The following is a 23,745-nucleotide window of genomic DNA, read 5'->3' as shown; positions in this document are numbered from 1 at the left end:
AGGGGGCACGACTCGACTTAGTACAACGGCTCGCTGCGGGCGGCGAGCAGTCGGCGGAAGGACGCGACCCGGTCGGGGTCGACGGTGGCGGCGGTGAGGGCCTCGTCGAGTCCGCACTCGGGCTCGTCGTCGCCGTGCGTGCACCCGCGCGGGCAGTCCTCGGTCATCTCGTCGAGGTCGGGGAAGGCCTCGATGAGGTGCTCGGGCCGGACGTGCGCGAGCCCGAAGGAGCGGATGCCGGGGGTGTCGATGATCCAGCCGCTGCCTCCCGGCAGCGGCAGCATGTAGGCCGAGGTGGAGGTGTGCCTGCCGCGTCCGGTCACCGCGTTGACGATGCCCACCTCCCGGTGGGCGTCGGGCACCAGCGCGTTGACCAGGGTGGACTTGCCGACGCCGCTGGAGCCGATCAGCGCGCTGGTTCGCTCCTGCAGGCGCTCGCGCACCTCGGCGAGGTCGCCGCCGCGTCGGGTCACGACCCAGGGCACCCCCAGGGAGCGGTACGTCGAGAGCAGCGTCTCGGGGTCGGCCAGGTCGGCCTTGGTCAGGCACAGCAGCGGCTGCATGCCGGCGTCGAAGGCGGCCACCAGGGCCCGATCGATCAGGCGGGGCTGCGGCTCGGGGTCGGCGAGCGCGGTGACGATCACCAGCTGCTCGGCGTTGGCGAGGATGATCCGCTCGACCGGGTCGTCGTCGTCGGCGGTCCGACGCAGCACGGTGAGCCGCTCGGTCACCTCGACGATCCGGGACAGGCTGCCGTCGACACCGGACACGTCGCCGACGACGCGCACCCGGTCGCCCACGACGACACCCTTGCGGCCCAGGGGACGGGCCTTCATCGCCATCACGGTCCGCCCCTCGACGAGCAGCGTGTAGCGGCCCCGGTCGACGGTCACGACGACGCCGGCCACCGCGTCGTCGTACGTCGGGCGCTCCTTGGTGCGGGGGCGGGTCCTGCGACGAGGCCGGTCGTAGTGCTCGACGTCCTGGTCGGAGTAGCGCCCGGTCGTCATCAGAACAGCCCGGACCAGAAGTCGGCGAAGTCGGGGAAGGTCTTGCCGGTGGTGGCGATGTTCTCGACCAGTACGCCGTCGACCGCGGCGCCGACGATGACTCCCGCGTGGGCCATCCGGTGGTCGCCGTAGGTGTGGAACAGCCCGCCCCCGAGGCGCGCCGGGCGCAGGGAGAGCCCGTCGGGGCGCTCGACGACGTCGGCGCCGAGGCCGCCGAGCTCCTTGGCGAGGGCCGCGAGCCGGTCGGTCTCGTGGTGCCGGATGTGGGCGATGCCGCGCAGGTGGGACGGGGTGGTCGCCAGCGCGCAGAGCGCCGCGACCGCGGGGGCGAGCTCGCCGACGTCGTGCAGGTCGAGGTCGACGCCCTGGAGCTCGTCGGGTCCGGTGACGGTGAGCCCGGCGTCGGTGAACGCGACCCGGCAGCCCATCTGCGTGAGGATCTCGCGCAGCGCGTCGCCGGCCTGGGTCGTCTCCCGGGGCCAGTCGCGCACCGTGACGGTGCCGCCCGAGACCGCGGCCAGGGCCAGGAACGGTGCCGCGTTGGAGAGGTCGGGCTCGATGACGTGGTCGACGGCTCGCACCGGTCCGGGGGCGACCGTCCACCGGTTGGCCCCGGCATCGTCGACCTCGACGCCGTGCTGACGCAGCATCGTGACGGTCATGTCGATGTGGGGGAGGGACGGGACGGGCTTGCCGTCGTGGCGCACGTCCACGCCCTGCTCGTAGCGGGCACCGGCCAGCAGCAGCGCCGAGATGAACTGGGAGGACGCCGAGGCGTCCACCACGACGGTGCCGCCGCGCACGGCGCCACGACCGCGAAGCCGGAACGGCAGCGCGTCGCCGTCGATGTCGACCCCGAGTCCACGCAGCGCGGTCAGCACCTCGCCGACCGGGCGGGTGCGCATGTGCGCGTCGCCGTCGAAGGACACCGTGCCCGCGGAGAGCCCCGCGATCGGCGGGACGAAGCGCATGACGGTCCCGGCGAGGCCGACGTCGACCGCGGCGTCGCCCGCGAACGGCGCCGGGGTGACCGTCCAGTCCTCCCCGCCGGTGTCGACCGCCGAGCCGAGCGAGGTCAGGGCCGCGGCCATCAGCGCCGTGTCGCGCGAGCGCAGCGCCCGTCGTACGACGGAGGGGCCATCGGCCACCGCCGCCAGCACCAGGGCGCGGTTGGTCAACGACTTGCTCCCGGGCAGCGTGACGACGGCGTCGACCGGAGCGGTCGCGCGGGGGGAGGGCCAGGGATCGGGGACGCTCGTCACCCGCAGAACTCTAGTGCCGGCTCAGGTGACCTTGGCCTTCGCCAGCCGGGCCTCGCGCCGGGCGGTCGCCGCAAGGTGCCCGGCCTCACGGCGGGCGTCCTTGGCGACCCGTCGGGTCCGCCAGACGACACCCGGCTTCCCGTCGGTGTCGCCCGCGGCGATGATCAGGCCGCCGAGTGCCGAGACGTTCTTGAAGAAGTGCAGCTTCTGCTGGGTCCGCTGGGCGGGGTCGGAGACCTCCCAGAACCGGTGGCCGGCAACCGTCGTCGGCACCAGCGAGGCGGCCAGCACGGCGGCCGAGAGCCGGGGGGCACGTCCGGTGGCGAGGCCGAGCCCACCGGCGAGCTGGAGGCCCGCGTTGAGCCGGACCAGGGTGGCCGGGTCCTCGGGCAGCGGGATGCCAGCCTTCTTGATCGTGGGCACGACCTTGTCGGTGACGGACTTCGCCTTGGCCGCGGTGGCCTCGGTGTTCTTCAGCGCGGTGACGGCCCCGACGAGGAACATCGAGGCGAGCATGGGGCGGGCGACGAGACGGCTGACGGTCATGCCTACTTCTTACCCGGGGTGCTACCCGTCCAAGCGCCTCGCGGCCTCGGGTGCGAGCGAGCAGTCGTCGATCGGTTCGCGCGGCCACGGCACGCACCCTGACGACGCCAGCCGTTCGGGAGCTTCCTGCGCACTCCACGGAGCCCGGGAATTCTGCGGTTCTGGCTGTCTCGTTATTGCGACATTATGGTCATCTGGCACACTAATGCCTGTGAAACGAGACAGTGTGCGGGAGGTTGAGGAGCGGCTGGGGGCGGCGCTCCGGCAGTGGCGCATCGATCAGGGCTACTCCCAGCTGGAGCTTGCCGAGCGGGCCGGGCTGTCACGTGCTGCCGTGCACCGCCTGGAGAGCGGCTCCGGGGTGTCGATGGGCACGCTGGTGGCCGTCCTGCAGGCCCTCGATCAGGTCGACGCCCTCGAGGTGTTCACGCCGCGCACCGAGCTCAGCCCTCTGGAGGTGCTGGAGCAGGAGCGCAAGGCAGCCAAGGCAGCTCGCCGCGGCCCGGCACGGGTGAAGAGGAGCTGAGCTCCGTGCCGTTCCAGCACGCAGCAGTCATCGAGGTCCGCTACGGAGACCGGCTGGTGGGCGCGGTGACGATGCAAGGGCGCACCGGAGCGTTCCAGTACGACCCGCAGTGGCGTCGTACCGGGCCCGAGCTTGCGCCGTTCCTCATGTCGCACCAGGCCCGCGCCCCGATCTTCCGCTTCCCACGGCTGAGCCCCGAGACCTTCCACCACCTCCCCCCGATGCTGGCCGACTCCCTGCCCGACCGGTTCGGTAACGCGCTCATCGACGCCTGGCTGGCCACTCAGGGCGTCAGCTCCGGCGACATCACGCCCCTGGACCGTCTCGCCTACGTCGGCGATCGGGCCATGGGTGCGTTGGCCTTCCGCCCTGTCCAGAGCCCCGGGAGTGAGCGGCCCGACGTCCTCGACCTGGCTGAGCTCACCATGGCGGCCCGCCGAGCGATCGAGGCTCGACTCGACGAGGACGGGCCGGCCACCTCGCACGCGGTCGCGCAGATCCTGAAGGTCGGGACCTCGGCAGGCGGGGCGCGGCCGAAGGCCGTGGTGAACATCGACGACACCAGTGCGGAGATCACCGCTGGGTCGCTGCCGCCGCGGGACGGGGAGTCCGCGTGGCTGCTGAAGTTCGACGGCGTGACGGACGCGAGGACGTTGGCCGACACTCAGCAGTACACCCGCATCGAGTACGCCTACTACCTGATGGCACTCGAGGCCGGCATCACGATGACCGAGACCAAGCTCCTTCACGAGAACGGCCGCGCGCACTTCCTCACCCGCCGCTTCGACCGGCCCGGCGGGCCGCGGCGGGTGCACATGGCGACGCTGTGCGGCATGAGGGGCCTCGACAACGACCTGGTCGCCACCCACGACTACGCCCAGCTGTTCGACACGATCCGCACGCTCGACGGAAGCGAGGAGGAGCTGCGTGAGGCGTTCAGGCGGATGGTGTTCAACGTCGCGGCGGTCAACCACGACGACCACACGAAGAACCACTCGTTCCTCCTGGACCCCGAGACCCACACCTGGCAGCTCTCCCCGGCCTACGACCTGACGTACGCCAACGTGCCCGGGCACCCCTACATGGGGCAGCACTGCATGGGCGTCGGTGGGGTCTTCGCGGGCATCACCGACGAGATGATGCTGAAGCTGGCCGACACCTACCGGATCCCGGCGGCCAAGGCCGATCTCCGGCGGGTCCGCGAGGCGGTGGAAGCCTGGCCGGAGTTCGCGGCCCAGGCCCAGGTTCCCCGGGCCGAGATCGAGGGCGTCTCCCGCGCCCACGCCACCCTCGGTATCGGCAAGAGCTGACCGGGATCCCCGAACTCCCCACCAGACTCGCCGGAACCTGGGAGCGAAGCGCCACTAGGGTGGGTCGCATGTGCGGCCGGTACGCGTCCACGCGACGCCCCGAGGACCTCGTCGAGGAGTTCGAGATCGCCGAGGAGATGATCGAGGCGCCGCTCGAGCCCGACTACAACGTCGCGCCCACGAAAGAGGTGTACGCCGTCCTGGAGCGGCCTCCCAAGAAGTCGGGGGAGCGCACGGAGCCGACCGAGGCGGTGCGCCAGCTGCGGGTGCTCACCTGGGGACTGGTGCCGTCCTGGGCCAAGGACCCGTCGATCGGGAGCCGGATGATCAACGCCCGGATGGAGACGGTGGCGGAGAAGCCGGCGTACCGGAAGGCGTTCGCGAAGCGGCGCTGCCTGCTACCGGCGGACGGCTACTTCGAGTGGTACCCCACCTCGCAGACCCAGAAGAACGGCAAGCCGGTGAAGCAGCCGTTCTTCATCCGGCCCAAGGACGGCGGCACGCTCGCGATGGCGGGCCTCTACGAGCTGTGGCGCGACCCGACGAGGGCCGACGACGACCCGGCCCGGTGGCGCTGGACCTGCACGGTGATCACCACCGACGCCGAGGACTCCCTCGGCCACATCCACGACCGGATGCCGCTGATGGTCGAGCGCGAGCGCTGGTCGGAGTGGCTGGACCCGGAGCAGTCCTCCGACGCGCTGCTCGACCTGCTCACCCCGGCCGCCCCGGGCATGCTCGACGCGTACGCCGTGCCGACGCTGGTCAACAACGTCCGCAACAACGGTGCCGAGCTCGTCGAGCCGCTGCCACTCGCGGAGATCGAGGAGATCGAGGCGGTCGCCGAATGAGCGCCCCGGTCGAGCGGCGCATCGAGACACCCCGCGGCGAGGCCCGGCTGGTCACCCATGCCGCGGCAGACCCCGCGGCGACGGTGCTGCTGAGCCACGGAGCCGGCGGCGGGATCGACGCGCGCGACCTGGCCGCGCTGGCTGCCGCGCTGCCCGGGCAGGGCTTCACCGTCGTCCTTCTCGAGCAGCCGTGGCGGCTCGCCGGCCGGAAGGTCGCCACCGCGCCCCCGACCCTCGACGAGGCGCTCCTCGCCGCGGTCGCCGCCCTGGAGGAGACCGGGCCACTGGTGCTCGGCGGCCGCTCGGCGGGCGCCCGCTCCGCCGCCCGCTGTGCGGCGCAGGTCGGCGCGGCGGGCTGCCTCGCGCTGTCGTTCCCGCTGCACCCGCCTGGCAAGCCGGAGAAGTCCCGGCTGTCCGAGCTGACCGGAGCCGGCGTACCGACCCTGGTCGTGCAGGGCGAGAACGACGCGCTGGGCCGGCCGGAGGAGTTCCCGCCCGACACCGAGCTGAGCGTCGTACCGGGCGCCGACCACGGCCTGAAGGTCCCCGCACGTGCTGGGATCTCACAGGCCGACGCCATGGAGATCGTGGTGGAGTCGACGCTGGAGTGGCTGGTGCGGGAGGTCGTGGGCAACGTGGCCGGGAATGGCGCGCCAGAATGAGGTGTTCCACCCTGCGTGACGGCACTCCTGGAAGCACCCGCCCCCGGCGTAGGCTGGGCGACGATGACTGACTTCACCGACGCCACGCTCGACGACCTCGAGGCTGTCGACGTCGCCACCGAGACCGAGACCGACCGGGTCGCGCGCTTCGAGCGCGACGCCCTGCCGTTCCTGGACCAGCTCTACTCCGCCGCGATGCGCATGACCCGCAACCCGGCCGACGCCGAGGACCTGGTGCAGGAGACCTTCGCGAAGGCGTTCTCGTCGTTCCACCAGTTCCGGCCCGGCACCAACCTGAAGGCCTGGCTGTACCGGATCCTGACGAACACCTTCATCAACACCTACCGCAAGAAGCAGCGCCAGCCGCAGCAGTCCATGGCCGAGGACGTCGAGGACTGGCAGCTCGCGCGCGCCGAGTCGCACCAGTCCAGCGGGCTGAAGTCCGCCGAGACCGAGGCGCTCGAGCACCTGCCCGACTCGCAGGTCAAGGACGCGCTCCAGCGACTCCCGGAGGAGTTCCGGCTCGCGGTCTACCTCGCCGACGTCGAGGGGTTCGCCTACAAGGAGATCGCCGAGATCATGGAGACGCCGATCGGGACCGTGATGTCCCGCCTGCACCGCGGTCGCCGCCAGCTGCGCGACATGCTCCAGGACTACGTCCGCACCAACGACCTGCTGACCGTCGGCCGCGAGAGGGGCGACAAGTGAGCACCATCGACGACGCCGGTCACGCCGGCCACGAGCACGGCGAGGTGTCCGAGCGCGAGTGCGCCGACTACCTCGAGCAGATCGTCTACTTCATCGACAACGAGCTCGCCGAGGCCGACTGCGACGTCGTCCGGGCCCACCTGGACACCTGCAACCCGTGCCTGGAGAAGTACGACCTCCAGCGCACCGTGAAGTCGGTCGTCGCCCGGTCCTGCTCGGAGGCGGCTCCCGAGGAGCTGCGCCAGCGGGTGATGTTCCGGATCCGCGAGGTCCAGGTCCGCATCAGCGACTCCTGAGCTCGCGACGGTCCCGCCGCCGTCCACCATCACGCAACGAACCCCCGGCCCAGCGGGCTCGGGGGTTCGGATGCGTGGTGCCTGCGCTCAGGCGTTGGGGCGCTTGCCGTGGTTCGCGCCCTTCTTCTTGCGAGCGCGACGCTTGCGGCCGGTCTTGCCCATGGTGATCTCCTCGGGGAATCGGTGTCGACCCAGACAGAGGGCCATCAGACAGTCTCTCAAATCTGCCCGCTGAGGTGAAATCAGAGCCGGGACATGAACCGTTCGGCGTCGACGACCACTCGGGTGATCTCGCCGGACGCGACGATCTTCGGGGACCCGACGTTGCGCGCGGCGACGGTGAAGCGGTGCAGGCGGCCGTCGACGTACGACGACGAGGCCGTGACCTCGACCTGCTGGCCGACCACCGACGGTGCCAGGTGCTCCAGCGAGACCCGGGTGCCGACCGAGGTCGACCCGGGCGAGAGGGACGGCTCGACGGCCGCACAGGTGGCCGCCTCGCACCAGGCCAGCAGGCGCGGGGTGCCGAGCACCGGGAGCGAGCCCGAGCCGACGGCCACCGCCGTGTCCGCGTCGGTCACGGTGAAGGTCAGCGTGGCGGTGAGCGTCACAGCGACCTCCGGAAGGCGATCAGGTCGACGTCGGGGCGCGGCTTCCAGTCCCGCTCCGGCAGCCGGGTGAAGCCCAGCCGCTCGTAGAGCCGGTGCGCGGCGGTCATCTCGCGCAGGCTCGAGAGCGCCACCGCCGAGGCGCCGTCGGAGCGGAACCGGTCGAGCACCAGGTCGACCAGCGCCCGCCCGACCCCGCGGCCCTGGGCGTCGGGGGAGACCGCGAGCATCCGGAACTCGCCCTCGTCGTCGCGCGCGATCTCGCGCCACCGGGAGCCGGGCGGACAGATCGTCACGCAGCCGAGCACCGTGCCCTCGCCCGACGTGGCGACCCACAGCTCGGCCTCGACGTCGCGGGACGCCGCGTCGGCGAGCCGGGCGACGTAGTCGTCGTCGGCCGCGTCGCCGGTGAAGGGCTGGTACGCCGCCAGGGTCACCGCGCCGGCGCTCGCGTAGTCGGCCGGATCCGCTCTCCGCACGATGAGGTCGGACACCGGGTCAGATCCCGAAGGTGGAGCGCGGGTAGGCGGCGTCGACGTCGGTGATGACGTTGACGAGGTACGGCACGTTCGCCGCGAAGGCGCGGTCGATCGCGGGCCCGATCCGGCGCGGGTCGGTGACGGTCTCGCCACCCCCGCCCAGCGCCTTGACCACCTCGTCGTACGCCGTGCGCGGCGCCAGGTCGGCCGCGACGTCATAGCCGTAGAGCATCTGCATCGGGCCCTTCTCCAGGCCCCAGGCGGAGTTGTTGCCCATTACCATCACCACCGGCAGCCCGTGGCGCACCAGGGTGTCGACGTCCATCAGCGAGAAGCCCGCGGCACCGTCGCCGAGCAGCAGCACCACCTGCGCGGACGGCCGGGCCAGCCGAGCGGCGATCGCCGCGCCGAGACCGGCACCGAGGCAGCCGTAGGGCCCGGGGTCGAGCCAGCCGCCGGGCTGCTGCGGCTCGACGTACTTGCCGGCGAAGCTGACGAAGTCGCCGCCGTCGCCGACGACCACGGCGTCGGACTCCAGGCGCGGGACCAGCTCGCCGTAGATGCGGGCGGGGTGGATCGGATCGGCCTCGGCGCCGAGCAGCTCGGCGTCCCGGGCGGCGCCGACGCGGACGGTGTCCTGCAGGTCGGCCGTCCAGGACGCCCAGTCGCCGCCGGCGAAGCGGGCGTGCAGGCCGTCGAACACCGCAGGCAGGTGGCCGGCGACGGACGCTGCCAAGGTGGCGTGCCCGGAGACCTGGCCGGGGGAGTCGGCGACGTGCACGACGCGCGCGTCCCCGAAGACGCCGTAGGAGAGCCGGAAGTCGAGCGGGGTGCCGACCACGACGACCAGGTCGGCCTCCTTCAGCGCCTTGCCGCGGGCCTTGGTCACCAGCAACGGGTGACCGCCGGGCAGGATCCCGCGCCCCATCCCGTTGGTGAGGGTCGGTAGCCCCGCCGCCTCGACGTAGCGGAGCGCGGCGACCTCCGCTCCGTCGGCCCACACGTCGGTGCCGAGCACCAGCACGGGCCGGGAGGCGCCGGCGAGCAGGGCGGCGATCCGGTCCAGGGCGTCGCCGTCGGGCTCGACCGGGGTGGGACGGGCGGCCACCGGCACCGGCCCGGAGGCGGAGCCGAAGAGCTCGTCCATCGGTACGTCGACGAACACCGGACCGCGGTGCGATGAGCCGGCAGCGGCGAACGCCTCGTCGAGTCCCGGCAGTACGTCGGCCGCGGTCGGCAGAGTCCGGGCCAGCTTGGCGACCGGGGCGATGATCGGCGGCTGGTCGAGCTCCTGCAGGCTGCCGGTGCCCCAGCGGTTCTGCGGGGCCCGCCCGCCCACGACCACCATCGGCGAGCCGGCGAACTGGGCCTGCGCGATCGCGCTCACCCCGTTCGTGACGCCCGGGCCCGCCGTCAGCACAGCCAGCCCGGGGACCCGGGTCAGCTTGCCGGTCGCCTCGGCCGCGAACGCCGCGGTCTGCTCGTGGCGGACGTCGAGGATCCGCATCGGCGGGTCCGCCTTCACCGCGCCGTCGTAGAGGGGGAAGACGTGGGCGCCGGACAGGGTGAACAGGGTCTCCACCCCGTGTGCGCGGGCGACGGCGACCGCCAGCTCGCCGGCGTGGCCGGACAGGTCCTCGGTGGGGGTGGCGGGCCCTGAGTGGGATCCTGCGTCGGGCACTGTGACGTCGGTCATGGGCCGGACGTTACCCGCCGGTCACGCCCGCGGGGCGAGGTACTCGGGGTTCGTCGCGCGCAGTGCGTCGACGACCACGAGGAGCAGGTCGGAGCGGACCGCGGGCGGGCGCGGGCCGAGGGCGAGCTGGAGGTAGAGCGCGCGCAGGAAGGCCTCGGCGTTGCCGCCGACGAGGTGCGGGTCGCGGTCGTCGTACGACGACCGGGTGCCCGCCGCGGCGGCCAGCCGGGCCACCCACGGCTCCAGGATCGCCAGCGGTACGACGTCGCGACGCAGCACCCGCAGGACGGCCTGGGCGAGCCGGTCGGGCTCACCGTTCGTGAACAGCCGGTCCACCGGCAGCACCAGCCGGTCGGCGACGACGTCGAGGAGGACGGTGAGCTCGGGCTGCTCGAGGTGTGGCGAGCCGGCGAGGGCGCCGAGCGCATCGGCGCCGTGGGCGACCGCGTGCGCCCAGCCCTGGCCCGGGACGAAGCCGCGCAGGTCGCGCTCGCGCAACAGCCAGGTGGCCAGCCGGTCGCCCCATTCGAGCATCTTGCCGCTGGGGACGAGAGGCCGCTGGTTGTCCCGGGTGATGCACTCGCCCAGGACCCGGGCGGAATAGCTGCGTCGGAAGACCCCGTCGTCCTCGACCTCGCCGACCCGGACCGCCAGGCCGGCGGCCATGCCGTCGCCGAGGCCGGTGAGCAGGTCGTCGTACACCCCGCGCCGGACCCAGGTCGACAGCGTCGGGTAGGCCATCCCGTCGCGCAGCTCGGGGTCGGGATCGCCGAGCATCCGGGTCAGCTCCGCGGTGAGATCGTCGAGAGGGCGGTCCTCGGGCACCGCCAGACCGGCGGCGTGGACCTGCTTCCAGTAGGACCCCGACATGGGGGCCATCCTGCCAAAGATCCGGCCCGCTCTGGACCATGGGCCTCGGCTGGCCCCGTGCTTCACGCCACTAGCCTGGCCACGTGCCCACCTTCAGCGAGCTGGTCCGCAGCCACACCGACCTGGACGAGACGGACGTCGCCTGGCTGCAGCTGCTGCAGGCGGACTGGCAGATCATCGCCGACCTGTCCTTCGCCGACCTGGTGCTGTGGCTGCCCGACCGGGAGGGGAGCGGGTTCTGGGCGGCCGGGCAGATGCGCCCGACGACCGGGCCCACGGCGTACGTCGACGACATCGTCGGCACCTTCGTCCCCGCCGGTCGCCGGCCGATGCTCGACGCGGCCTACCGCGACGGGCGCCTGGTGCGCGAGGGCGATCCGGAGTGGCGTGACGACGTCCCGGTCCGCGTCGAGACCATTCCGGTGCGCCGAGCCGGTCGCGTGATCGGCGTGGTCGGCCGCAACACCAACCTGCTCGGGGTGCGCACGCCCAGCCGGCTGGAGCTGTCGTACCTGCAGACCGCGGCCGACCTGACCCAGATGATCGCGAACGGGCACTTCCCGTCGCCCGGTCAGCGCAGCGACCACGCCGACTCGCCGCGGGTGGGTGACGGGTTCCTCCGAGTCGACGCCGGCGGCCGGGTCGTCTACGCCAGCCCGAACGCGCTGTCGGTCTACCGGCGGCTGGGGCTGTCCGGCGACCTGGCGGGCCTGGCCCTCGCGGACCTGACCCGCGACCTGGTCCCGCCCCGCAAGCGGCCGGACGAGGAGACGCTGAGCGCGGTGCTCGGCGGCCGCGCGCACCGCGACACCGAGATCGGCTCCGACGACGTCTCGCTGATCGTGCGCAGCATTCCCCTGCGGCCCCAGGGCGAGCACCTCGGGGCGGTGATCCTGGTCCGTGACGTGACCGACCTGCGGCGCCGAGACCGCGAGCTGGTCACCAAGGACGCGACGATCCGGGAGATCCATCACCGGGTCAAGAACAACCTGCAGACCGTGGCCGCGCTGCTGAGGCTGCAGGCACGCCGGATCGACTCGGAGTCGGCGAAGGCCGCTCTCGAGGAGGCCGTACGACGGGTCGGGTCGATCGCGATCGTCCACGAGACGCTCAGCCAGGCTGGCGAGGATTTCGTCGAGTTCGACGAGATCGCCGACCGGCTGGGCGCGATGGTCACCGAGGTCAGCGCCATCGGCGGCCGGGTCCGGGTCCGTCGGGAGGGCTCGTTCGGCGTACTCCCGTCGGACGGGTCGACCGCACTCGCGATGGTGCTGACCGAGATCCTCCAGAACGCCGTCGAGCACGGCTACGACCCCGCCGGTGACGACACCGGCGAGATCCTGGTGCGGGTCGAGCGGATCGTGGGCCGGCTGCACCTCACCGTCGACGACGACGGTCGGGGGCTGCCGGACGGGTTCACCCTCGACGGGTCGACGAACCTGGGGCTCTCGATCGTCCGGACCCTGGTCGAGTCCGAGCTCAATGGTCAGTTGGAGCTCGGCCCGGCTCCCGGAGGAGCCGGGACGCGCGCCGTGGTGGACGTACCGCTGGAGTGAGCCTTGTGTGAAGCGGGGTCAGGCGGTGCGGACGCGGGCTCGGGCGTTGCGGCGCTTGAGTGCGCGTCGCTCGTCCTCGCTGAGGCCGCCCCAGACCCCGTGGTCCTGGCCAGCCTCGAGCGCCCACGCGAGGCACTGCTCGCGCACCTCGCAGCGTCGGCACACCTGCTTGGCCTCCTCTATCTGGAGGATGGCCGGACCGGTGTTGCCGATCGGGAAGAACAGCTCCGGGTCCTCGTCGAGGCACGCGGAACGGTGGCGCCAATCCATGGCTGGGGAATCCCTCATCTCTACTACGCACGTGCAGGCCAGGGGCAGCTCAGGCCTGCGGAAAGCTCGGGTGGGCATCACGATGTGAACGCGTTCACGAGCGCCGGTCCAGCCTGGCAAGGATTGAAGCGTTAAACAAGACCCGGCGTGGTCTCGTTCATCACAGGGCGCCGGCTCCGTCCGTCGGCGGCTGCCGGGATGGGCAACGACCTGCGGTACCCCGAATGTTCCTGCGGCACCGGTGTCTACGCTGTCCGCCGTGACCGGCTCTCGACCCACCCTGCCCCGTCCGCTCCTCGTGGCAGCCGTCCTGGCCGCCCTGGAGGCGGTCGTGCTGATCGCCAGCGCGGTCCTGGAGCTGGTCAACATCTCGTCGGTGCGAGTCACGATGGGGCTCACGACCGCGCTGTTCTTCCTGGTGTACGGCGCCGCCCTGGCCCTGTGCGCCTGGGGCCTGACCCGGCTCGCCGGCTGGTCACGAGCGCCGGTGGTGCTCGCCCAGCTGATCCAGCTGGGCGTGGCGTGGAGCTTCCGGGGTGGCGAGACCACCGCGGTGTCGATCGTCCTGGCCGTGGTGGCGGTGGCCGTCCTGGTCGGGATCTTCCATCCGGACAGCACCGCCGCGCTCGTGGACGACCCGACCGGAGCGACCCGTGAGGACGGGCCGGACGGGCCGGAAGCCAGGTAGCCAGCCAGTCGGCTAGTCGGCCTGCTCCAGCGAGGTCCGCAGCTGCTCCAGCGTGCGGCTGAGCAGCCGGGAGACATGCATCTGCGAGACGCCGATCTCCTGGGCGATCTGCGACTGCGTCATGTTCTTGAAGAACCGCAGCAGCAGGATCTTCTTCTCGCGGGCGTCGAGCCGGTCGAGCAGCGGCTTGAGCGACTCACGGATCTCGACGTGCTCGAGGCCCGCGTCGTCGACACCGATGGCGTCGAGCATCGTGGCCGAGCCGTCGTCGGAGTCGTCGGTGGCGTCCAGGGACAGCGTGGAGTACGCGTTGCTGGACTCGATGCCCTCCACGATCTCCTCGACGCTGCACCCGATGACCTCGGCGAGCTCTCGCGGGGTGGGGGAGCGGCCGAGCGACTGGGTCAGCTCGGCGCTGGCGGAGCCGATCTGCATCCGCAGCTCCTGGAGGCGCCGCGGCACCCGGATCGCCCACCCCTTGTCCCGGAAGTAGCGCTTGATCTCGCCGATGATCGTCGGGGTGGCGTACGTCGAGAACTCCACGCCGCGTTCGGTGTCGAAGCGGTCGACGGACTTGATCAGGCCGATGGTGCCGACCTGCACGAGGTCTTCGAACGGCTCGCCGCGGTTGCGAAACCGACGCGCGCAGTGCTCGACGAGAGGCAGGTGCAGGCGCACCAGGGCGTCCCTGGCGCCGTCGCGGCCGGTCTCGCTCTGCGACTCGTCGCGCAGGACGACGAACAGCTCGGCGCTGCGGCGACGGGTGATCTCGATGCCGGTGGGCGGTAGGTCCGGGATGGCGATCGGGTCCCGAGTGGGGCCATCCATGTCAGGCGTCTGCTCGGGGCACGGCCGGCAGGGCGCTCGACTCCATCATCAAGGTGACGGTGAACTGACCGGCTGTGGAGTCGACGGCGGCGTCGCCGGCCAGGGTGGTCAGCACCTGCCACGCGAAGCTGTCGTAGTCGGGGGTGGCGGCCGAGGAGGTCTGCACGCCGACCGACACGGTGAGTCGGGAGGGGGAGAGGTGGAAGAGGGCGAGCAGCGAGGAGCCCGGGTCGGCCTCGGGCAGGACCATCGCGCACGCCTCGCCCACCGCGATCCGGAGATCCTCGATGTCGTCGATGGTGAAGTCGAGGCGGGCCGCCAGGCCGGCCGTGGTGGTGCGCAGGACGGAGACGTACGCCCCGTCGGCGGGCAGCCGCAGCTCGACGTCGGCGCGCGCCGATCGCGGGTCGGGATCGCTCACAGCCATCGTTCGTCCTTCGTCGCAGGTGACCTGGCCGGAACCCTAGGCCACCGCGGGCGATCCGACGCAGTGGGGCCGACCGCCGGATGGGTGCCCGTCGTCGACTCGGGTGCGAACTCCTCGCGGCCCTCGACGCTCTCGACCTGCGCCGGCCCGACCCGGGAGCTCGCTAGTGACGAATCGCTCGGGCTCTGAATCGCTTCTGGACGGCACCAGCGGACTGGCCAACCAACGACTCGACGTCCTTGTTCGCGAACTGTGCCTCGTCCAGCTCGGAGTCGGAGTCGGTGTTGTACGAGGCGTCGCCACCCGCTCCGGTCAGGGCGCGCGGCCCGTCCCCATCGTGCTGGGGCAGCCGGGTGGGGAGTGCGGAGCCGGGACTCGCGGAGCTCTTCGGTGCCTTCGCGGCGCGACCGCGCGTCGCCAGCAGCTTCCGGAACTTCTCCCGATGCACCTGGCCCAGGCTGACGTTCAGACCGTCCTTCGCCCGTTTGTCCAGCTCGTCCGCGAACCAGGTGCAGATGACGTCCTCGCTCATGCCCGTGGCGAAGTCGAAGGCGAACTCCATCGCGGTGTTCGCCGACTTGTTCCAGTGCAGTCCGGGACGCGCGCCGAACCTCAACCCGGACAGTCCGAGCTTTTCGTGGGCGAAGGTGAGGGCCAGGAAACACCCCAGACACGGACGTTTCGTGCCGTTGAAGTAGACGGTCTGCGACCTCAGGTCGCCGTGACGCTGCGACGCAGCGAGAAGCGCCCACAGGAGCTGCTGCTCGGCGTGGGTCTCCAGCTCGTCGCCGCCACCGAGGGCCTCGACGAAGTAGAGCTGGAGTCTCGCGTCCTGGGCCGGCGGCGCGGCGAGCTTCCGCGCGGCCTCCTCCCGGCTGATGGTGGTGAACAGCTCCGCCGATGCCGGACCTCGCAGGAAGTCACGAAGCGCGGCGGCTCCTTCCTGGGGGTCGGCGAACTTCCCGGATCGCTCTCTCTCCTCCATCGAGGTGAGCTTCACCGCCGCGCTCAGGACCGGCTCCGTCGGCGGCCTGAAGGACCTCTTCTTGGTCTTCTTGCGCGGTGTCGGCTCGGCGGCCGCAGTCGCCATGGCCGGTCCGTCGTCCGCGGACTCGGCGTCCAGGTCGGCCGGCTCCGCGAGCTCGTCGGGCTGGTCGGGCACAGTCTGCTCCGGCGCGGACGTCAGCACGCGTCCGCGCGTCGCGGCGGCCACCCTGGTCAACGCCGAGCCCATCGTCAGCCGGGGGTCGTCTTCGAGGGTGGCGAGGGCGGCCTGGACATAGCGCTGGACCTCGTTGGTCTTGTTGGACGCGACGAAGATCTGCCGGCCGACGTACATGGCCTGGACCTCTGGCCCTCCCTGGATCGAGTGCCAGATGAGGGCGCACATGTGATCCAGCATCTGCTGGACCCGTTCCCGGTCGAAGGGCCGGTGGTACCGCACCGTGACGAGATTCTGCCGCCCGGCGCGGTCGTTGCCGGTCATCTTGTCGACGGTTCCCCGCATGCGCGCGCTCTGGGTGTTCCTCGGTGAGAACAGGGTTCGGGTCGGTCCGAGGTCTTTGCGGGCGCGCTTGGCGGGGCGCTCCTCGTGCGGCTCGCGCTGCGCCTGTTCCAGCACCGCGTCCCGTCCGGGTTCGACGTGGTCCGGTGCCTCGCCGAGAGCTTCGCGGGCCTTGCGTTTGGGAGGGCCACCCTTCCCGGGCGCCACCCGCGACGGGGGGTCGGGAGTGGGCTGAGGCGCGCGCAGACGGTCCAGCGGAGAGGGACCGTCCGGTCGGTGCGGCGGCGGGGAGCCGAAGGGGGACCAACCGGACTCCACACCCCGACCGGTCATGCGCTCTCGCGGGGGCAACCGGTCGAGGGGGTGGGGGTCGGACCCGACCGGCGACCACGACGAGAAGGCGCTGGGCGAATCGCTGATCTGCGGAGGCTGGGCAGAGGCTCTCGGCACACTGCCGGGTGGCCGGCCCCGGGTTCGCGGGGCCAGGGGGAACGGCGAGGACGGCGCGGTCGCCTCGACGTCCATGGCCGACGACTGCCCGCTCGCACTCATCGACACGGACCCCGTGTCGTGCTCGCCGGGTTGTGCCGTCATCGACGCACCGTAGCGCTCCCGATGCCCGGCCGCGGGTGAACGCGCGAGTCAGGCAAACGCCGCCGCAGTCGGTCTCTGTGTGACCTGGTCGGGAGCGCACCGGCGGTCTGGACGCGCACGACGCCGCCCGGTCGTGGGACCGAGGCGGCGTCGAGGGGTGCGAACGCGCAGGTGGAGACCTGCGAGATAGGGCCTCAGCCCTTCTTGGTCTCCCAGAAGATCACGGCGATCTCGTCGATCTTCGCGAGCAGCTCGTCCGCCTTCGCGGCGTCGAGCTCCCCCTTGGTGCCACCGGCACCGGCGAGCTTGGTCGCCTCGTTCACCAGGGCGTGCAGCTGCGGGTACTTCTCGAAGTGCGGGGGCTTGAAGTAGTCGGTCCACAGCACCCACAGGTGGTGCTTGACCAGCTCGGAGCGCTGCTCCTTGATGAGGATGGCGCGGGTGCGGAAGTCCGGGTCGTCGTTGTCGGCGACCTTCGCGATGATCGCCTTGATGGACTCGGCCTCGATCCGGGCCTGGGCCGGGTCGTAGACACCGCAGGGCAGATCGCAGTGGGCGGAAACCTCGAGGGTGGGTGCGAACAGTCGCGCGAACATGCGGGTCCTCTCGTCGTGACGTCTTCGGTTGTCGGAGCACGCCGCCCGGGGCAAGCGGTCTCGGCTGCGAGACTACTCCGTGTGGTCCGCGCAGCTCGAGGAGTCCGACGTCTGATGGGACGGGTACCCCTGCTCGGCCTGGCGCATGTCTCCGGCGACTCCATGCTCCCCGTCCTGCGGGCGGGGGACCGGCTGCTCGTCGATCACCGCGGGACGCTCGGAGCCGGCCGGCTGGTGGTGGCGCGGTTCGCCGACGGCACCGTCGTCGTCAAGCGCGCCACGGAGCGTCGTACGACGCGCGCCGGCGGCGCGGGCTGGTGGTTGCTGAGCGACAACCCCGACGTCGGCGTCGACTCCCGCCACCGCGGCCCGGTCGCCGACGAGGACGTGGTCGCGGTGGTCCGGGCCAGGCTGTGGCCGCGCCCCCGGCCGGCCCGGTGGTTGTGACGGAACCCACCCGGGTCCGGAGGAACCCTGTGCGAGACTGCTGAGATCCCACCTGCCCCGTGCACCTGGTTCCACGGCACCACCCTGCCCGTGTTGAGCCGGAGCCCCGAGTTCCGACGGCCTCGCGCCTGGAAAGCACCGGTCACCATGAACGAAGCACAGCCCCACCCGCACGCCGGCGACCCGGTCTTCGACCTGCACGTCGGGGGCAAGATGGAGATCAGCTCCACCGTCGCGCTCGCGGGCCGCGACGACCTGTCGATGGCCTACACCCCCGGCGTCGCCCGGGTGTGCGAGGCGATCGCCGCCGACCCCGCGATGACCCAGCACTACACCTGGGTGCCCAACACCGTCGCCGTCGTGACCGACGGCACCGCCGTCCTGGGCCTCGGCGACATCGGGCCGGCGGCCGCGATGCCGGTGATGGAGGGCAAGGCCGTGCTGTTCAAGCAGTTCGGCGGCGTCGACGGCATCCCGATCTGCCTGGACACCACCGACGTCGAGGAGATCATCGAGACCGTCGTCCGGATCGCCCCCAGCTTCGGCGGGATCAACCTGGAGGACATCTCGGCGCCGCGCTGCTTCGAGATCGAGGACCGGCTCAAGGCCCTCCTCGACATCCCGGTCTTCCACGACGACCAGCACGGCACCGCCGTGGTGGCACTGGCGGCGCTGACCAACGCGCTCAAGCTCACCGGTCGCACCTTCGAGTCGACGCGGGTCGTCATCGGCGGCGCGGGCGCGGCGGGCGTCGCGGTCACCAAGATCCTGCTCGAGGCCGGCATCAAGGACTGCGTCGTCGTCGACCGCAAGGGCGTCCTGCACTCCTCGCGGGAGGACCTGACGCCGACCAAGAAGGCGCTGGCCGAGATGACCGCCGACCTGACCGGCCGGACCGGCTCGCTGGCCGACGTGCTCGTCGGCGCCGACGTCTACATCGGCGTCTCGGGCGGCAACGTCCCCGAGGAGCAGATCGCCCCGATGGCCGCGGACGCGATCATCTTCGGCCTGGCGAACCCCACGCCGGAGGTGCTCCCCGAGGTCGCGCACCGGCACGCCCGCGTGGTCGCCACCGGCCGCTCGGACTACCCGAACCAGATCAACAACGTGCTGGCCTTCCCCGGCATCTTCCGCGGGGCCTTCGACGCGCACGCCACCGCGATCACCGAGGGCATGAAGCTCGCGGCGGCGCAGGCGCTCGCGGCGCTCGTCGGCGACGACCTGGCCGAGGACATGATCATTCCCTCGCCGTTCGACCCGCGGGTGCCCGGCGCGGTCTCCTCGGCGGTCGCCGAGGCCGCCCGGCGCGACGGCGTCGCGCGGCGCTAGGTTCGAGGCCATGTACGCCGTCTACGCCGACACGTTCTCGAAGGATGACCCGGTCTCGGTCCTGCGGGTGGGGGAGCGCCCGGACCCGCAGGTCCCCGACGGGTGGACCACGGTCACCGTCAAGGCCGCGTCGCTCAACCACCACGACCTGTTCTCCCTGCGCGGGGTCGGGCTGCGCGAGGACGCGCTGCCGATGATCCTGGGCTGCGACGCGGCGGGGTACGACGAGGACGGCAACGAGGTCGTCGTGCACGCCGTCATCAGCGACCCGTCCTGGACCGGTGACGAGACCCTCGACCCGAAGCGGTCGCTGCTCTCCGAGCGCTACCAGGGCACCTTCGCCGAGAAGGTCGCCGTCCCGCGGCGCAACGTGGTGCCCAAGCCCGCCTCGCTGTCGTTCGAGGAGGCCGCGTGCCTGCCGACGGCCTGGCTGACGGCGTACCGGATGCTCTTCACCCGCGGTCAGCTCAAGGCCGGCGAGACGGTGCTGGTGCAGGGCGCCGGCGGCGGGGTGGCGACCGCGGTCATCACCCTGGCGCGCGCGGCCGGGCTGCGGGTGCTGGCGACCAGCCGCGACGAGGCCAAGCGGGCCAAGGCGCTGGAGCTCGGCGCCCACGAGGTCTTCGAGTCCGGCGCCCGGCTGCCGGTGAAGGTCGACGCGGTCATGGAGACCGTGGGCCGGGCGACCTGGTCCCACTCCATCCGGGCGCTGCGCCCCGGGGGCCGGATCGTCACGTCCGGTACGACGTCCGGCCCGAACCTCGACGACGCCGAGCTGACCCGGATCTTCTTCCTGCAGCTGAGCGTCATCGGCTCGACGATGGGCACCCGCGACGAGCTGGCCTCCCTGGTCGCGCTCCTCGACGCCTCCGGTGCCCGGCCCCTGGTCGACCGGGTGCTGCCGATGACCGACGCGGCCGAGGGCTTCGCGGCGATGGCCGGCGGCGACCTGTTCGGCAAGATCGTCTTCACGAACTGATGGCCCGGCATCTCATCACCGGGGCCGGCTCCGGCATCGGGGCGGTGCTGGCCGCCCGACTCCTGGAGCGCGGCGACGAGCTGGTGCTGCTGGCCCGCTCGCCCGAGCGGGCCGAGGAGCTGGCCGCCGACCTGCCCGGCGCCGAGGTCCTGGTCGCGGACCTCTCCTGGCCCGAGTCCGTCGAGTCGCTCGCGCTGCCCGACGCCCTGGACTCGGTCGTGCACGCCGCCGGGATCGCCCAGCTGGGGTCGGTCTCCGAGCTGAGCGTCGAGGCCTGGGCCAGCCAGCTCCGGGTGAACCTGGTCGCGCCGGCCGCCCTGACCCGGGTCGCGCTGCCTGCGCTGCGGGCTCGCCGGGGCACGGTGGTGCTGCTCAACTCCGGCGCCGGGTTGCACGCCCACCCGCAGTGGTCGGCGTACGCCGCCTCCAAGCACGGCCTGAAGGCGCTCGCCGACGCGCTGCGCGCCGAGGAGGCGCCGCACGGCGTCCGGGTCACCTCGGTCTACCCGGGCCGGACCGCGACCGCGATGCAGGCGGAGGTGCACCGCCAGGAGGGCAAGGCGTACGACCCCGCGGCCTGGATCCAGCCCGAGACGGTGGTCGACGCGATCGTGCACGTGCTGGACCTGCCGCGCGACGCGACCGTGCCGGACCTGACCCTGCGCCCCGTCTGAGCCGAAGCCTCACCCGAATCTGGTGAGGTCGGGGTGACCCGGTCCTCCCTACGCTCGGCCTCCGACCAGGAGGTACGACGTGGCGGGGACCCGGGGCGTGCAGGTCGAGCGCGACCCGTCGCTGCTCGACGCCCTGGTGCCTCTGGTCGTGCTGGCCGGCCTGATCGCGGCGGCGCTGGCGTTGTTCGGCCTGGACGCGCTCGACGGGCCGATCCAGGTCGCGCTGGTGCTGTGCTGCGCGGTCGCGGCGCTGATCGCCGTGAAGAACGGGCACCCGTTCTCGGCGGTCCAGGACACCGGCAAGGAGGCCGTCGCCTCGGTCACCAGTGCGGTCTTCATCCTGCTCGCGGTCGGCGCCCTGATCGGGGTGTGGAACCTCAGCGGCACCATCCCGACGATGGTCTACTACGGCATCCAGGTGCTCTCTGCGGGCTGGTACTACGCCGCGACCGCGATCATCTGCGGCATCGTGGCGCTGAGCATCGGCAGCTCGTGGACGACGGCGGCCACCATCGGGGTCGGGCTGGTCGGCATCGCCGAGCTGATCGGGGTCTCCCCGGCGATCACCGCGGGCGCCGTCATCTCCGGCGCCTACCTCGGTGACAAGACCTCGCCGCTCTCGGAGACGACGATCCTCACGGCGCAGATGGTCAAGGTCGACGTCTACCAGCACATCAAGCGGCAGGTGTGGACGTCGGTGCCGGCGTTCCTGATCGCCGTCGTCGTGTTCTCGATCCTCGGCGCGACCGGTCCCGACACGGTCAGCGAGGCCGAGACCACCTCGGACCTGGACGAGCTCGACCAGATCTTCAACATCACGCCGCTGGCCCTGCTGCCGATCGCGCTGCTCGCCGTGCTGTCGATCCGCAAGGTCCCGGCGTCCCTGGCGCTGCTGGCCGCGACGCTCTTCGCCGGCGTGCTCGGTGCCTTCCTCCAGCCCGACGTCTACCAGGCGTTCATCAGCGGCACCGGCAACGTCCTCGTGGAGTCGGTCAAGGCGATCTGGCTGGCGATGGCCAACGGCTTCTCGATCGACTCGGGCATCGCCGACGTGGACCGGCTGCTCTCGCGCGGGGGCATGGACAGCATGCTGCTGACGATCTGGCTGATCCTCGGTGCGGTGACCTTCGGGGCGATGCTCGACGAGTTCGGGCTGATCGCCCGGCTGGTGGACCCGATGGTCAGCGCAGCACAGAGCACCGGGCGGCTGTACGTGACCGTCTTCGCCTGCGGCTTCGGGCTCAACGTGGTCGCCGGGGACCAGTACATCGCCCTGGTGCTGCCGAGCCGGATCTTCCGGGCCGAGTTCGCGCGCCGCGGACTTGCCCCCACCAACCTGTCCCGGCTCGCCGCCGACAGCGGCACCGTGACCTCACCCCTGGTGCCGTGGAACTCCTGCGGCGCGTTCATGGGCGCCACCCTCGGCGTCTCGACGCTGCTCTACGCGCCGTACGCGATCTTCTGCTACGCCAGCCCGGCGCTCAGCGTGCTGTACGGCATCACCGGATTCAAGATCGAGAAGGTCGAACCCACCGAGCTCCAGGAGGAGACGGCATGAGCACGCAGACCGAGAACGCACCCGCCGGCGGTGCCGTCGCGAAGATGAGCGTCCCGACGCTGACCGCGATGGTGGTCGGCGGGATGGTCGGTGCGGGGGTCTTCTCGCTTCCGGCCCGCTTCGGCGTCGCGACGGGGATCCTCGGGTCGCTGATCGCCTGGGCGATCGCCGGCACCGGCATGCTGATGCTGGCCTTCGTCTTCCAGACCCTGGCGATCCGGAAACCCGCCCTCGACTCCGGGGTGTTCATCTACGCCAAGGCGGGGTTCGGCGACTACGCCGGCTTCAACTCCGCGATCGGCTTCTGGGCCAGCTCGGTCGCCGGCAACACGTTCTACTGGGTGTTCATCGGCGCCACCGTCGGTGGGTTCTTCGACAGCTTCGGCGACGGCGACACGGTCCTGGCGGTCGCCGTGTCGACGGTCGGGGTCTGGCTCTTCCACTACCTGATCGCCCGCGGCGTCCGCGACGCCGCGGTCATCAACCGGATCGTCACGGTCTTCAAGATCATCCCGATCCTGGTCTTCATCGTCGTGATGTTCTTCGCCTTCGACGCCGACGTCTTCGCCGACAACTGGACCGCCTACGGGTACGGCGATCTCGGGAGCCTCAACGAGCAGGTCCGCAACACGATGCTGATCACGACCTTCGTCTTCATCGGCATCGAGGGCGCGAGCGTCTACTCCCGCTACGCGAAGCGGCGCGAGGACGTGGGCCGGGCGACCGTCCTGGGCTTCTTGAGCGTGCTGTCGATCTTCGCGCTGGTCACGCTGTCCAGCTACTCCGTCGTGCCGCAGCCCGAGCTCGCCGGTACCCGGCAGCCGTCGATGGTCGGCGTCTTCCAGTCCCAGGTCGGCGACTGGGGTGAGGTCTTCATCAGTGTGGCCGTGATCGTCTCGGTGCTCGGTGCCTACCTGGCCTGGACCCTGATGGCCGCCGAGGTCATGTACATCCCGGCGCGCGCGGACGACTTCCCCGAGTTCCTCGGCCGGGAGAACGAGGCCGGCACCCCGATCACCGCGCTCGTGGTCACCTCGCTCGGCGTGCAGGGACTTCTCGCGCTCACGCTGTTCGTCAACGACGCGCTGAACTTCATGCTCGACCTGGCCACCAGCCTGGCCCTGCTGCCCTACCTGCTGGCCGCGGCGTACGCCCTCAAGATCGGGCTGACGGGGGAGTCCTACGAGGACGTCCCGGCCGGGGTGCGCCGCAAGGAGACCATCGTCGCTGGCGCCGCCACGGCGTACACGATCTTCCTCTTCGACGCGGCGGGCATGAAGTTCCTGCTGCTCTCCACCGTCATCCTCGCGCCGGCCGCGCTCCTCTACGTCAAGGCCCGCAGCGAGCACGGCAAGCGCCTGTTCACGCCGGCCGAGATGGGGCTGTTCGCCCTGATCGTGACCGGCGCGATCATCGGCGGCATCGGTCTGTGGACCGGCCGCATCACCCTGTGACCTCGATAGGACCTCGA

Annotated in this window: 26 protein-coding genes; 14 read left to right on the top strand and 12 right to left on the bottom strand. The window is 71.6% G+C overall.

Features of this window, described 5'->3' with window-relative positions:
* Positions 1 to 17: 17 nt before the first annotated feature.
* Genes rsgA through MUB56_RS23335 form a run of 3 tightly spaced genes read right to left on the bottom strand, consistent with a single transcriptional unit; the run spans position 18 to position 2,818 of the window.
* Entirely contained in the window at positions 18 to 1,010 is a 993-nt protein-coding gene (gene rsgA, locus MUB56_RS23345; protein WP_244929402.1) for a ribosome small subunit-dependent GTPase A, read from the bottom strand.
* A complete protein-coding gene (aroA, locus tag MUB56_RS23340; RefSeq protein WP_244929401.1) occupies positions 1,010 to 2,272 on the bottom strand; it encodes a 3-phosphoshikimate 1-carboxyvinyltransferase in 1,263 nt (420 codons plus the stop codon). The genes rsgA and aroA overlap by 1 nt, the downstream gene beginning before the upstream one ends.
* Before the next feature lie 21 nt (positions 2,273 to 2,293).
* Entirely contained in the window at positions 2,294 to 2,818 is a 525-nt protein-coding gene (locus MUB56_RS23335; protein WP_244929400.1) for a DoxX family protein, read from the bottom strand.
* Between the two features lie 226 nt (positions 2,819 to 3,044).
* Here MUB56_RS23335 and MUB56_RS23330 point away from each other — a divergent pair, with 226 nt between their 5' ends.
* The 6 genes from MUB56_RS23330 (at position 3,045) to rsrA (ending at position 7,171) form a co-directional block, all read left to right on the top strand.
* A complete protein-coding gene (locus MUB56_RS23330; protein ID WP_244929399.1) occupies positions 3,045 to 3,344 on the top strand; it encodes a helix-turn-helix transcriptional regulator in 300 nt (99 codons plus the stop codon).
* 5 nt (positions 3,345 to 3,349) lie between these two features.
* Entirely contained in the window at positions 3,350 to 4,654 is a 1,305-nt protein-coding gene (locus tag MUB56_RS23325) for a type II toxin-antitoxin system HipA family toxin (protein ID WP_244929398.1), read from the top strand.
* Positions 4,655 to 4,722: 68 nt separating this feature from the next.
* On the top strand, positions 4,723 to 5,505 hold the full coding sequence (locus tag MUB56_RS23320; RefSeq protein ID WP_244929397.1) for an SOS response-associated peptidase: 783 nt from the start codon (positions 4,723 to 4,725) through the stop codon (positions 5,503 to 5,505).
* Positions 5,502 to 6,167, top strand: coding sequence for an alpha/beta family hydrolase (locus tag MUB56_RS23315; RefSeq protein WP_244929396.1), 666 nt, complete (start codon positions 5,502 to 5,504; stop codon positions 6,165 to 6,167). The genes MUB56_RS23320 and MUB56_RS23315 overlap by 4 nt, the downstream gene beginning before the upstream one ends.
* Positions 6,168 to 6,230: 63 nt before the next feature.
* The gene (locus MUB56_RS23310) at positions 6,231 to 6,875 is read left to right on the top strand and encodes a sigma-70 family RNA polymerase sigma factor (RefSeq protein WP_244929395.1); all 645 of its coding nucleotides are present in this window, start codon (positions 6,231 to 6,233) and stop codon (positions 6,873 to 6,875) included.
* Positions 6,872 to 7,171, top strand: coding sequence for a mycothiol system anti-sigma-R factor (gene rsrA / locus MUB56_RS23305; RefSeq protein WP_244929394.1), 300 nt, complete (start codon positions 6,872 to 6,874; stop codon positions 7,169 to 7,171). The genes MUB56_RS23310 and rsrA overlap by 4 nt, the downstream gene beginning before the upstream one ends.
* A gap of 242 nt (positions 7,172 to 7,413) precedes the next feature.
* On the opposite strand, the gene MUB56_RS23300 is transcribed toward rsrA, so the two are convergent.
* From MUB56_RS23300 to MUB56_RS23285, 4 genes are read right to left on the bottom strand one after another with little or no spacing between them, the layout of a single operon-like run.
* Positions 7,414 to 7,782, bottom strand: a complete 369-nt coding sequence (locus tag MUB56_RS23300) for a hotdog domain-containing protein (protein WP_244929393.1) — start codon at positions 7,780 to 7,782, stop codon at positions 7,414 to 7,416.
* Entirely contained in the window at positions 7,779 to 8,273 is a 495-nt protein-coding gene (locus tag MUB56_RS23295) for a GNAT family N-acetyltransferase (protein ID WP_244929392.1), read from the bottom strand. Before MUB56_RS23295 ends, MUB56_RS23300 begins: the two co-directional genes overlap by 4 nt.
* A 4-nt stretch (positions 8,274 to 8,277) precedes the next feature.
* The gene (locus MUB56_RS23290) at positions 8,278 to 9,954 is read right to left on the bottom strand and encodes an acetolactate synthase (RefSeq protein ID WP_244929391.1); all 1,677 of its coding nucleotides are present in this window, start codon (positions 9,952 to 9,954) and stop codon (positions 8,278 to 8,280) included.
* A gap of 21 nt (positions 9,955 to 9,975) precedes the next feature.
* On the bottom strand, positions 9,976 to 10,824 hold the full coding sequence (locus MUB56_RS23285) for a DUF2785 domain-containing protein (RefSeq protein WP_244929390.1): 849 nt from the start codon (positions 10,822 to 10,824) through the stop codon (positions 9,976 to 9,978).
* An 83-nt stretch (positions 10,825 to 10,907) separates the two neighbouring features.
* On the opposite strand from MUB56_RS23285, the gene MUB56_RS23280 reads away from it, so the two are divergent.
* Positions 10,908 to 12,380: a PAS domain-containing sensor histidine kinase gene (locus MUB56_RS23280; protein WP_244929389.1), complete on the top strand. Its 1,473-nt coding sequence runs from the start codon at positions 10,908 to 10,910 to the stop codon at positions 12,378 to 12,380.
* A gap of 18 nt (positions 12,381 to 12,398) precedes the next feature.
* On the opposite strand, the gene MUB56_RS23275 is transcribed toward MUB56_RS23280, so the two are convergent.
* Complete coding sequence (locus MUB56_RS23275) at positions 12,399 to 12,650, bottom strand: WhiB family transcriptional regulator (RefSeq protein ID WP_011755173.1); 252 nt, start codon at positions 12,648 to 12,650, stop codon at positions 12,399 to 12,401.
* A 259-nt stretch (positions 12,651 to 12,909) separates the two neighbouring features.
* On the opposite strand from MUB56_RS23275, the gene MUB56_RS23270 reads away from it, so the two are divergent.
* Positions 12,910 to 13,338: a hypothetical protein gene (locus tag MUB56_RS23270; protein ID WP_244929388.1), complete on the top strand. Its 429-nt coding sequence runs from the start codon at positions 12,910 to 12,912 to the stop codon at positions 13,336 to 13,338.
* A gap of 12 nt (positions 13,339 to 13,350) precedes the next feature.
* Here MUB56_RS23270 and MUB56_RS23265 read toward each other — a convergent pair whose 3' ends face one another.
* The 4 genes from MUB56_RS23265 to sodN form a co-directional block, all read right to left on the bottom strand.
* Complete coding sequence (locus MUB56_RS23265; protein ID WP_244929387.1) at positions 13,351 to 14,166, bottom strand: RNA polymerase sigma factor SigF; 816 nt, start codon at positions 14,164 to 14,166, stop codon at positions 13,351 to 13,353.
* 1 nt (position 14,167) lies between these two features.
* Complete coding sequence (locus MUB56_RS23260; protein WP_244929386.1) at positions 14,168 to 14,593, bottom strand: anti-sigma factor; 426 nt, start codon at positions 14,591 to 14,593, stop codon at positions 14,168 to 14,170.
* Positions 14,594 to 14,756: 163 nt separating this feature from the next.
* A complete protein-coding gene (locus MUB56_RS23255) occupies positions 14,757 to 16,100 on the bottom strand; it encodes a hypothetical protein (RefSeq protein ID WP_244929385.1) in 1,344 nt (447 codons plus the stop codon).
* Between the two features lie 785 nt (positions 16,101 to 16,885).
* The gene (sodN, locus tag MUB56_RS23250) at positions 16,886 to 17,287 is read right to left on the bottom strand and encodes a superoxide dismutase, Ni (RefSeq protein WP_244929384.1); all 402 of its coding nucleotides are present in this window, start codon (positions 17,285 to 17,287) and stop codon (positions 16,886 to 16,888) included.
* 114 nt (positions 17,288 to 17,401) lie between these two features.
* On the opposite strand from sodN, the gene MUB56_RS23245 reads away from it, so the two are divergent.
* From MUB56_RS23245 to MUB56_RS23220, 6 genes are all read left to right on the top strand, one after another.
* Entirely contained in the window at positions 17,402 to 17,734 is a 333-nt protein-coding gene (locus MUB56_RS23245; protein WP_244929383.1) for a S24 family peptidase, read from the top strand.
* Positions 17,735 to 17,881: 147 nt separating this feature from the next.
* A complete protein-coding gene (locus MUB56_RS23240) occupies positions 17,882 to 19,063 on the top strand; it encodes an NADP-dependent malic enzyme (protein WP_244929382.1) in 1,182 nt (393 codons plus the stop codon).
* Between the two features lie 10 nt (positions 19,064 to 19,073).
* Positions 19,074 to 20,042 (top strand): zinc-binding dehydrogenase, encoded by a 969-nt coding sequence (locus MUB56_RS23235; protein ID WP_244929381.1) that lies wholly within the window; start codon positions 19,074 to 19,076, stop codon positions 20,040 to 20,042.
* Positions 20,042 to 20,716: an SDR family oxidoreductase gene (locus MUB56_RS23230; protein ID WP_244929380.1), complete on the top strand. Its 675-nt coding sequence runs from the start codon at positions 20,042 to 20,044 to the stop codon at positions 20,714 to 20,716. Before MUB56_RS23235 ends, MUB56_RS23230 begins: the two co-directional genes overlap by 1 nt.
* A 79-nt stretch (positions 20,717 to 20,795) precedes the next feature.
* Positions 20,796 to 22,274 (top strand): Na+/H+ antiporter NhaC, encoded by a 1,479-nt coding sequence (gene nhaC / locus MUB56_RS23225; protein WP_244929379.1) that lies wholly within the window; start codon positions 20,796 to 20,798, stop codon positions 22,272 to 22,274.
* Positions 22,271 to 23,728, top strand: a complete 1,458-nt coding sequence (locus MUB56_RS23220) for a basic amino acid/polyamine antiporter (protein WP_244929378.1) — start codon at positions 22,271 to 22,273, stop codon at positions 23,726 to 23,728. Before nhaC ends, MUB56_RS23220 begins: the two co-directional genes overlap by 4 nt.
* Positions 23,729 to 23,745 lie beyond the last annotated feature (17 nt).

Source organism: Nocardioides sp. W7, assembly GCF_022919075.1.
Taxonomy (GTDB): Bacteria; Actinomycetota; Actinomycetes; order Propionibacteriales; family Nocardioidaceae; genus Nocardioides.
The sequence above is the reverse complement of the archived record's forward strand: the minus strand, read 5'-3'. Positions and strand labels throughout refer to the sequence as shown.

What these genes read in the sequence shown, in the direction of transcription:
- MUB56_RS23290 (WP_244929391.1), bottom strand. Translation starts at nt 9,954, where the DNA reads ATGACCGACGTCACAGTGCCCGACGCAGGATCCCACTCAGGGCCCGCC.
- rsgA (WP_244929402.1), bottom strand. Translation starts at nt 1,010, where the DNA reads ATGACGACCGGGCGCTACTCCGACCAGGACGTCGAGCACTACGACCGG.
- sodN (WP_244929384.1), bottom strand. Translation starts at nt 17,287, where the DNA reads ATGTTCGCGCGACTGTTCGCACCCACCCTCGAGGTTTCCGCCCACTGC.
- MUB56_RS23320 (WP_244929397.1), top strand. Translation starts at nt 4,723, where the DNA reads ATGTGCGGCCGGTACGCGTCCACGCGACGCCCCGAGGACCTCGTCGAG.
- MUB56_RS23265 (WP_244929387.1), bottom strand. Translation starts at nt 14,166, where the DNA reads ATGGATGGCCCCACTCGGGACCCGATCGCCATCCCGGACCTACCGCCC.
- MUB56_RS23335 (WP_244929400.1), bottom strand. Translation starts at nt 2,818, where the DNA reads ATGACCGTCAGCCGTCTCGTCGCCCGCCCCATGCTCGCCTCGATGTTC.
- MUB56_RS23240 (WP_244929382.1), top strand. Translation starts at nt 17,882, where the DNA reads ATGAACGAAGCACAGCCCCACCCGCACGCCGGCGACCCGGTCTTCGAC.
- MUB56_RS23310 (WP_244929395.1), top strand. Translation starts at nt 6,231, where the DNA reads ATGACTGACTTCACCGACGCCACGCTCGACGACCTCGAGGCTGTCGAC.
- MUB56_RS23235 (WP_244929381.1), top strand. Translation starts at nt 19,074, where the DNA reads ATGTACGCCGTCTACGCCGACACGTTCTCGAAGGATGACCCGGTCTCG.
- MUB56_RS23245 (WP_244929383.1), top strand. Translation starts at nt 17,402, where the DNA reads ATGGGACGGGTACCCCTGCTCGGCCTGGCGCATGTCTCCGGCGACTCC.
- MUB56_RS23230 (WP_244929380.1), top strand. Translation starts at nt 20,042, where the DNA reads ATGGCCCGGCATCTCATCACCGGGGCCGGCTCCGGCATCGGGGCGGTG.
- MUB56_RS23255 (WP_244929385.1), bottom strand. Translation starts at nt 16,100, where the DNA reads ATGCGGGGAACCGTCGACAAGATGACCGGCAACGACCGCGCCGGGCGG.
- MUB56_RS23260 (WP_244929386.1), bottom strand. Translation starts at nt 14,593, where the DNA reads ATGGCTGTGAGCGATCCCGACCCGCGATCGGCGCGCGCCGACGTCGAG.
- MUB56_RS23285 (WP_244929390.1), bottom strand. Translation starts at nt 10,824, where the DNA reads ATGTCGGGGTCCTACTGGAAGCAGGTCCACGCCGCCGGTCTGGCGGTG.
- MUB56_RS23275 (WP_011755173.1), bottom strand. Translation starts at nt 12,650, where the DNA reads ATGGATTGGCGCCACCGTTCCGCGTGCCTCGACGAGGACCCGGAGCTG.
- MUB56_RS23315 (WP_244929396.1), top strand. Translation starts at nt 5,502, where the DNA reads ATGAGCGCCCCGGTCGAGCGGCGCATCGAGACACCCCGCGGCGAGGCC.
- MUB56_RS23220 (WP_244929378.1), top strand. Translation starts at nt 22,271, where the DNA reads ATGAGCACGCAGACCGAGAACGCACCCGCCGGCGGTGCCGTCGCGAAG.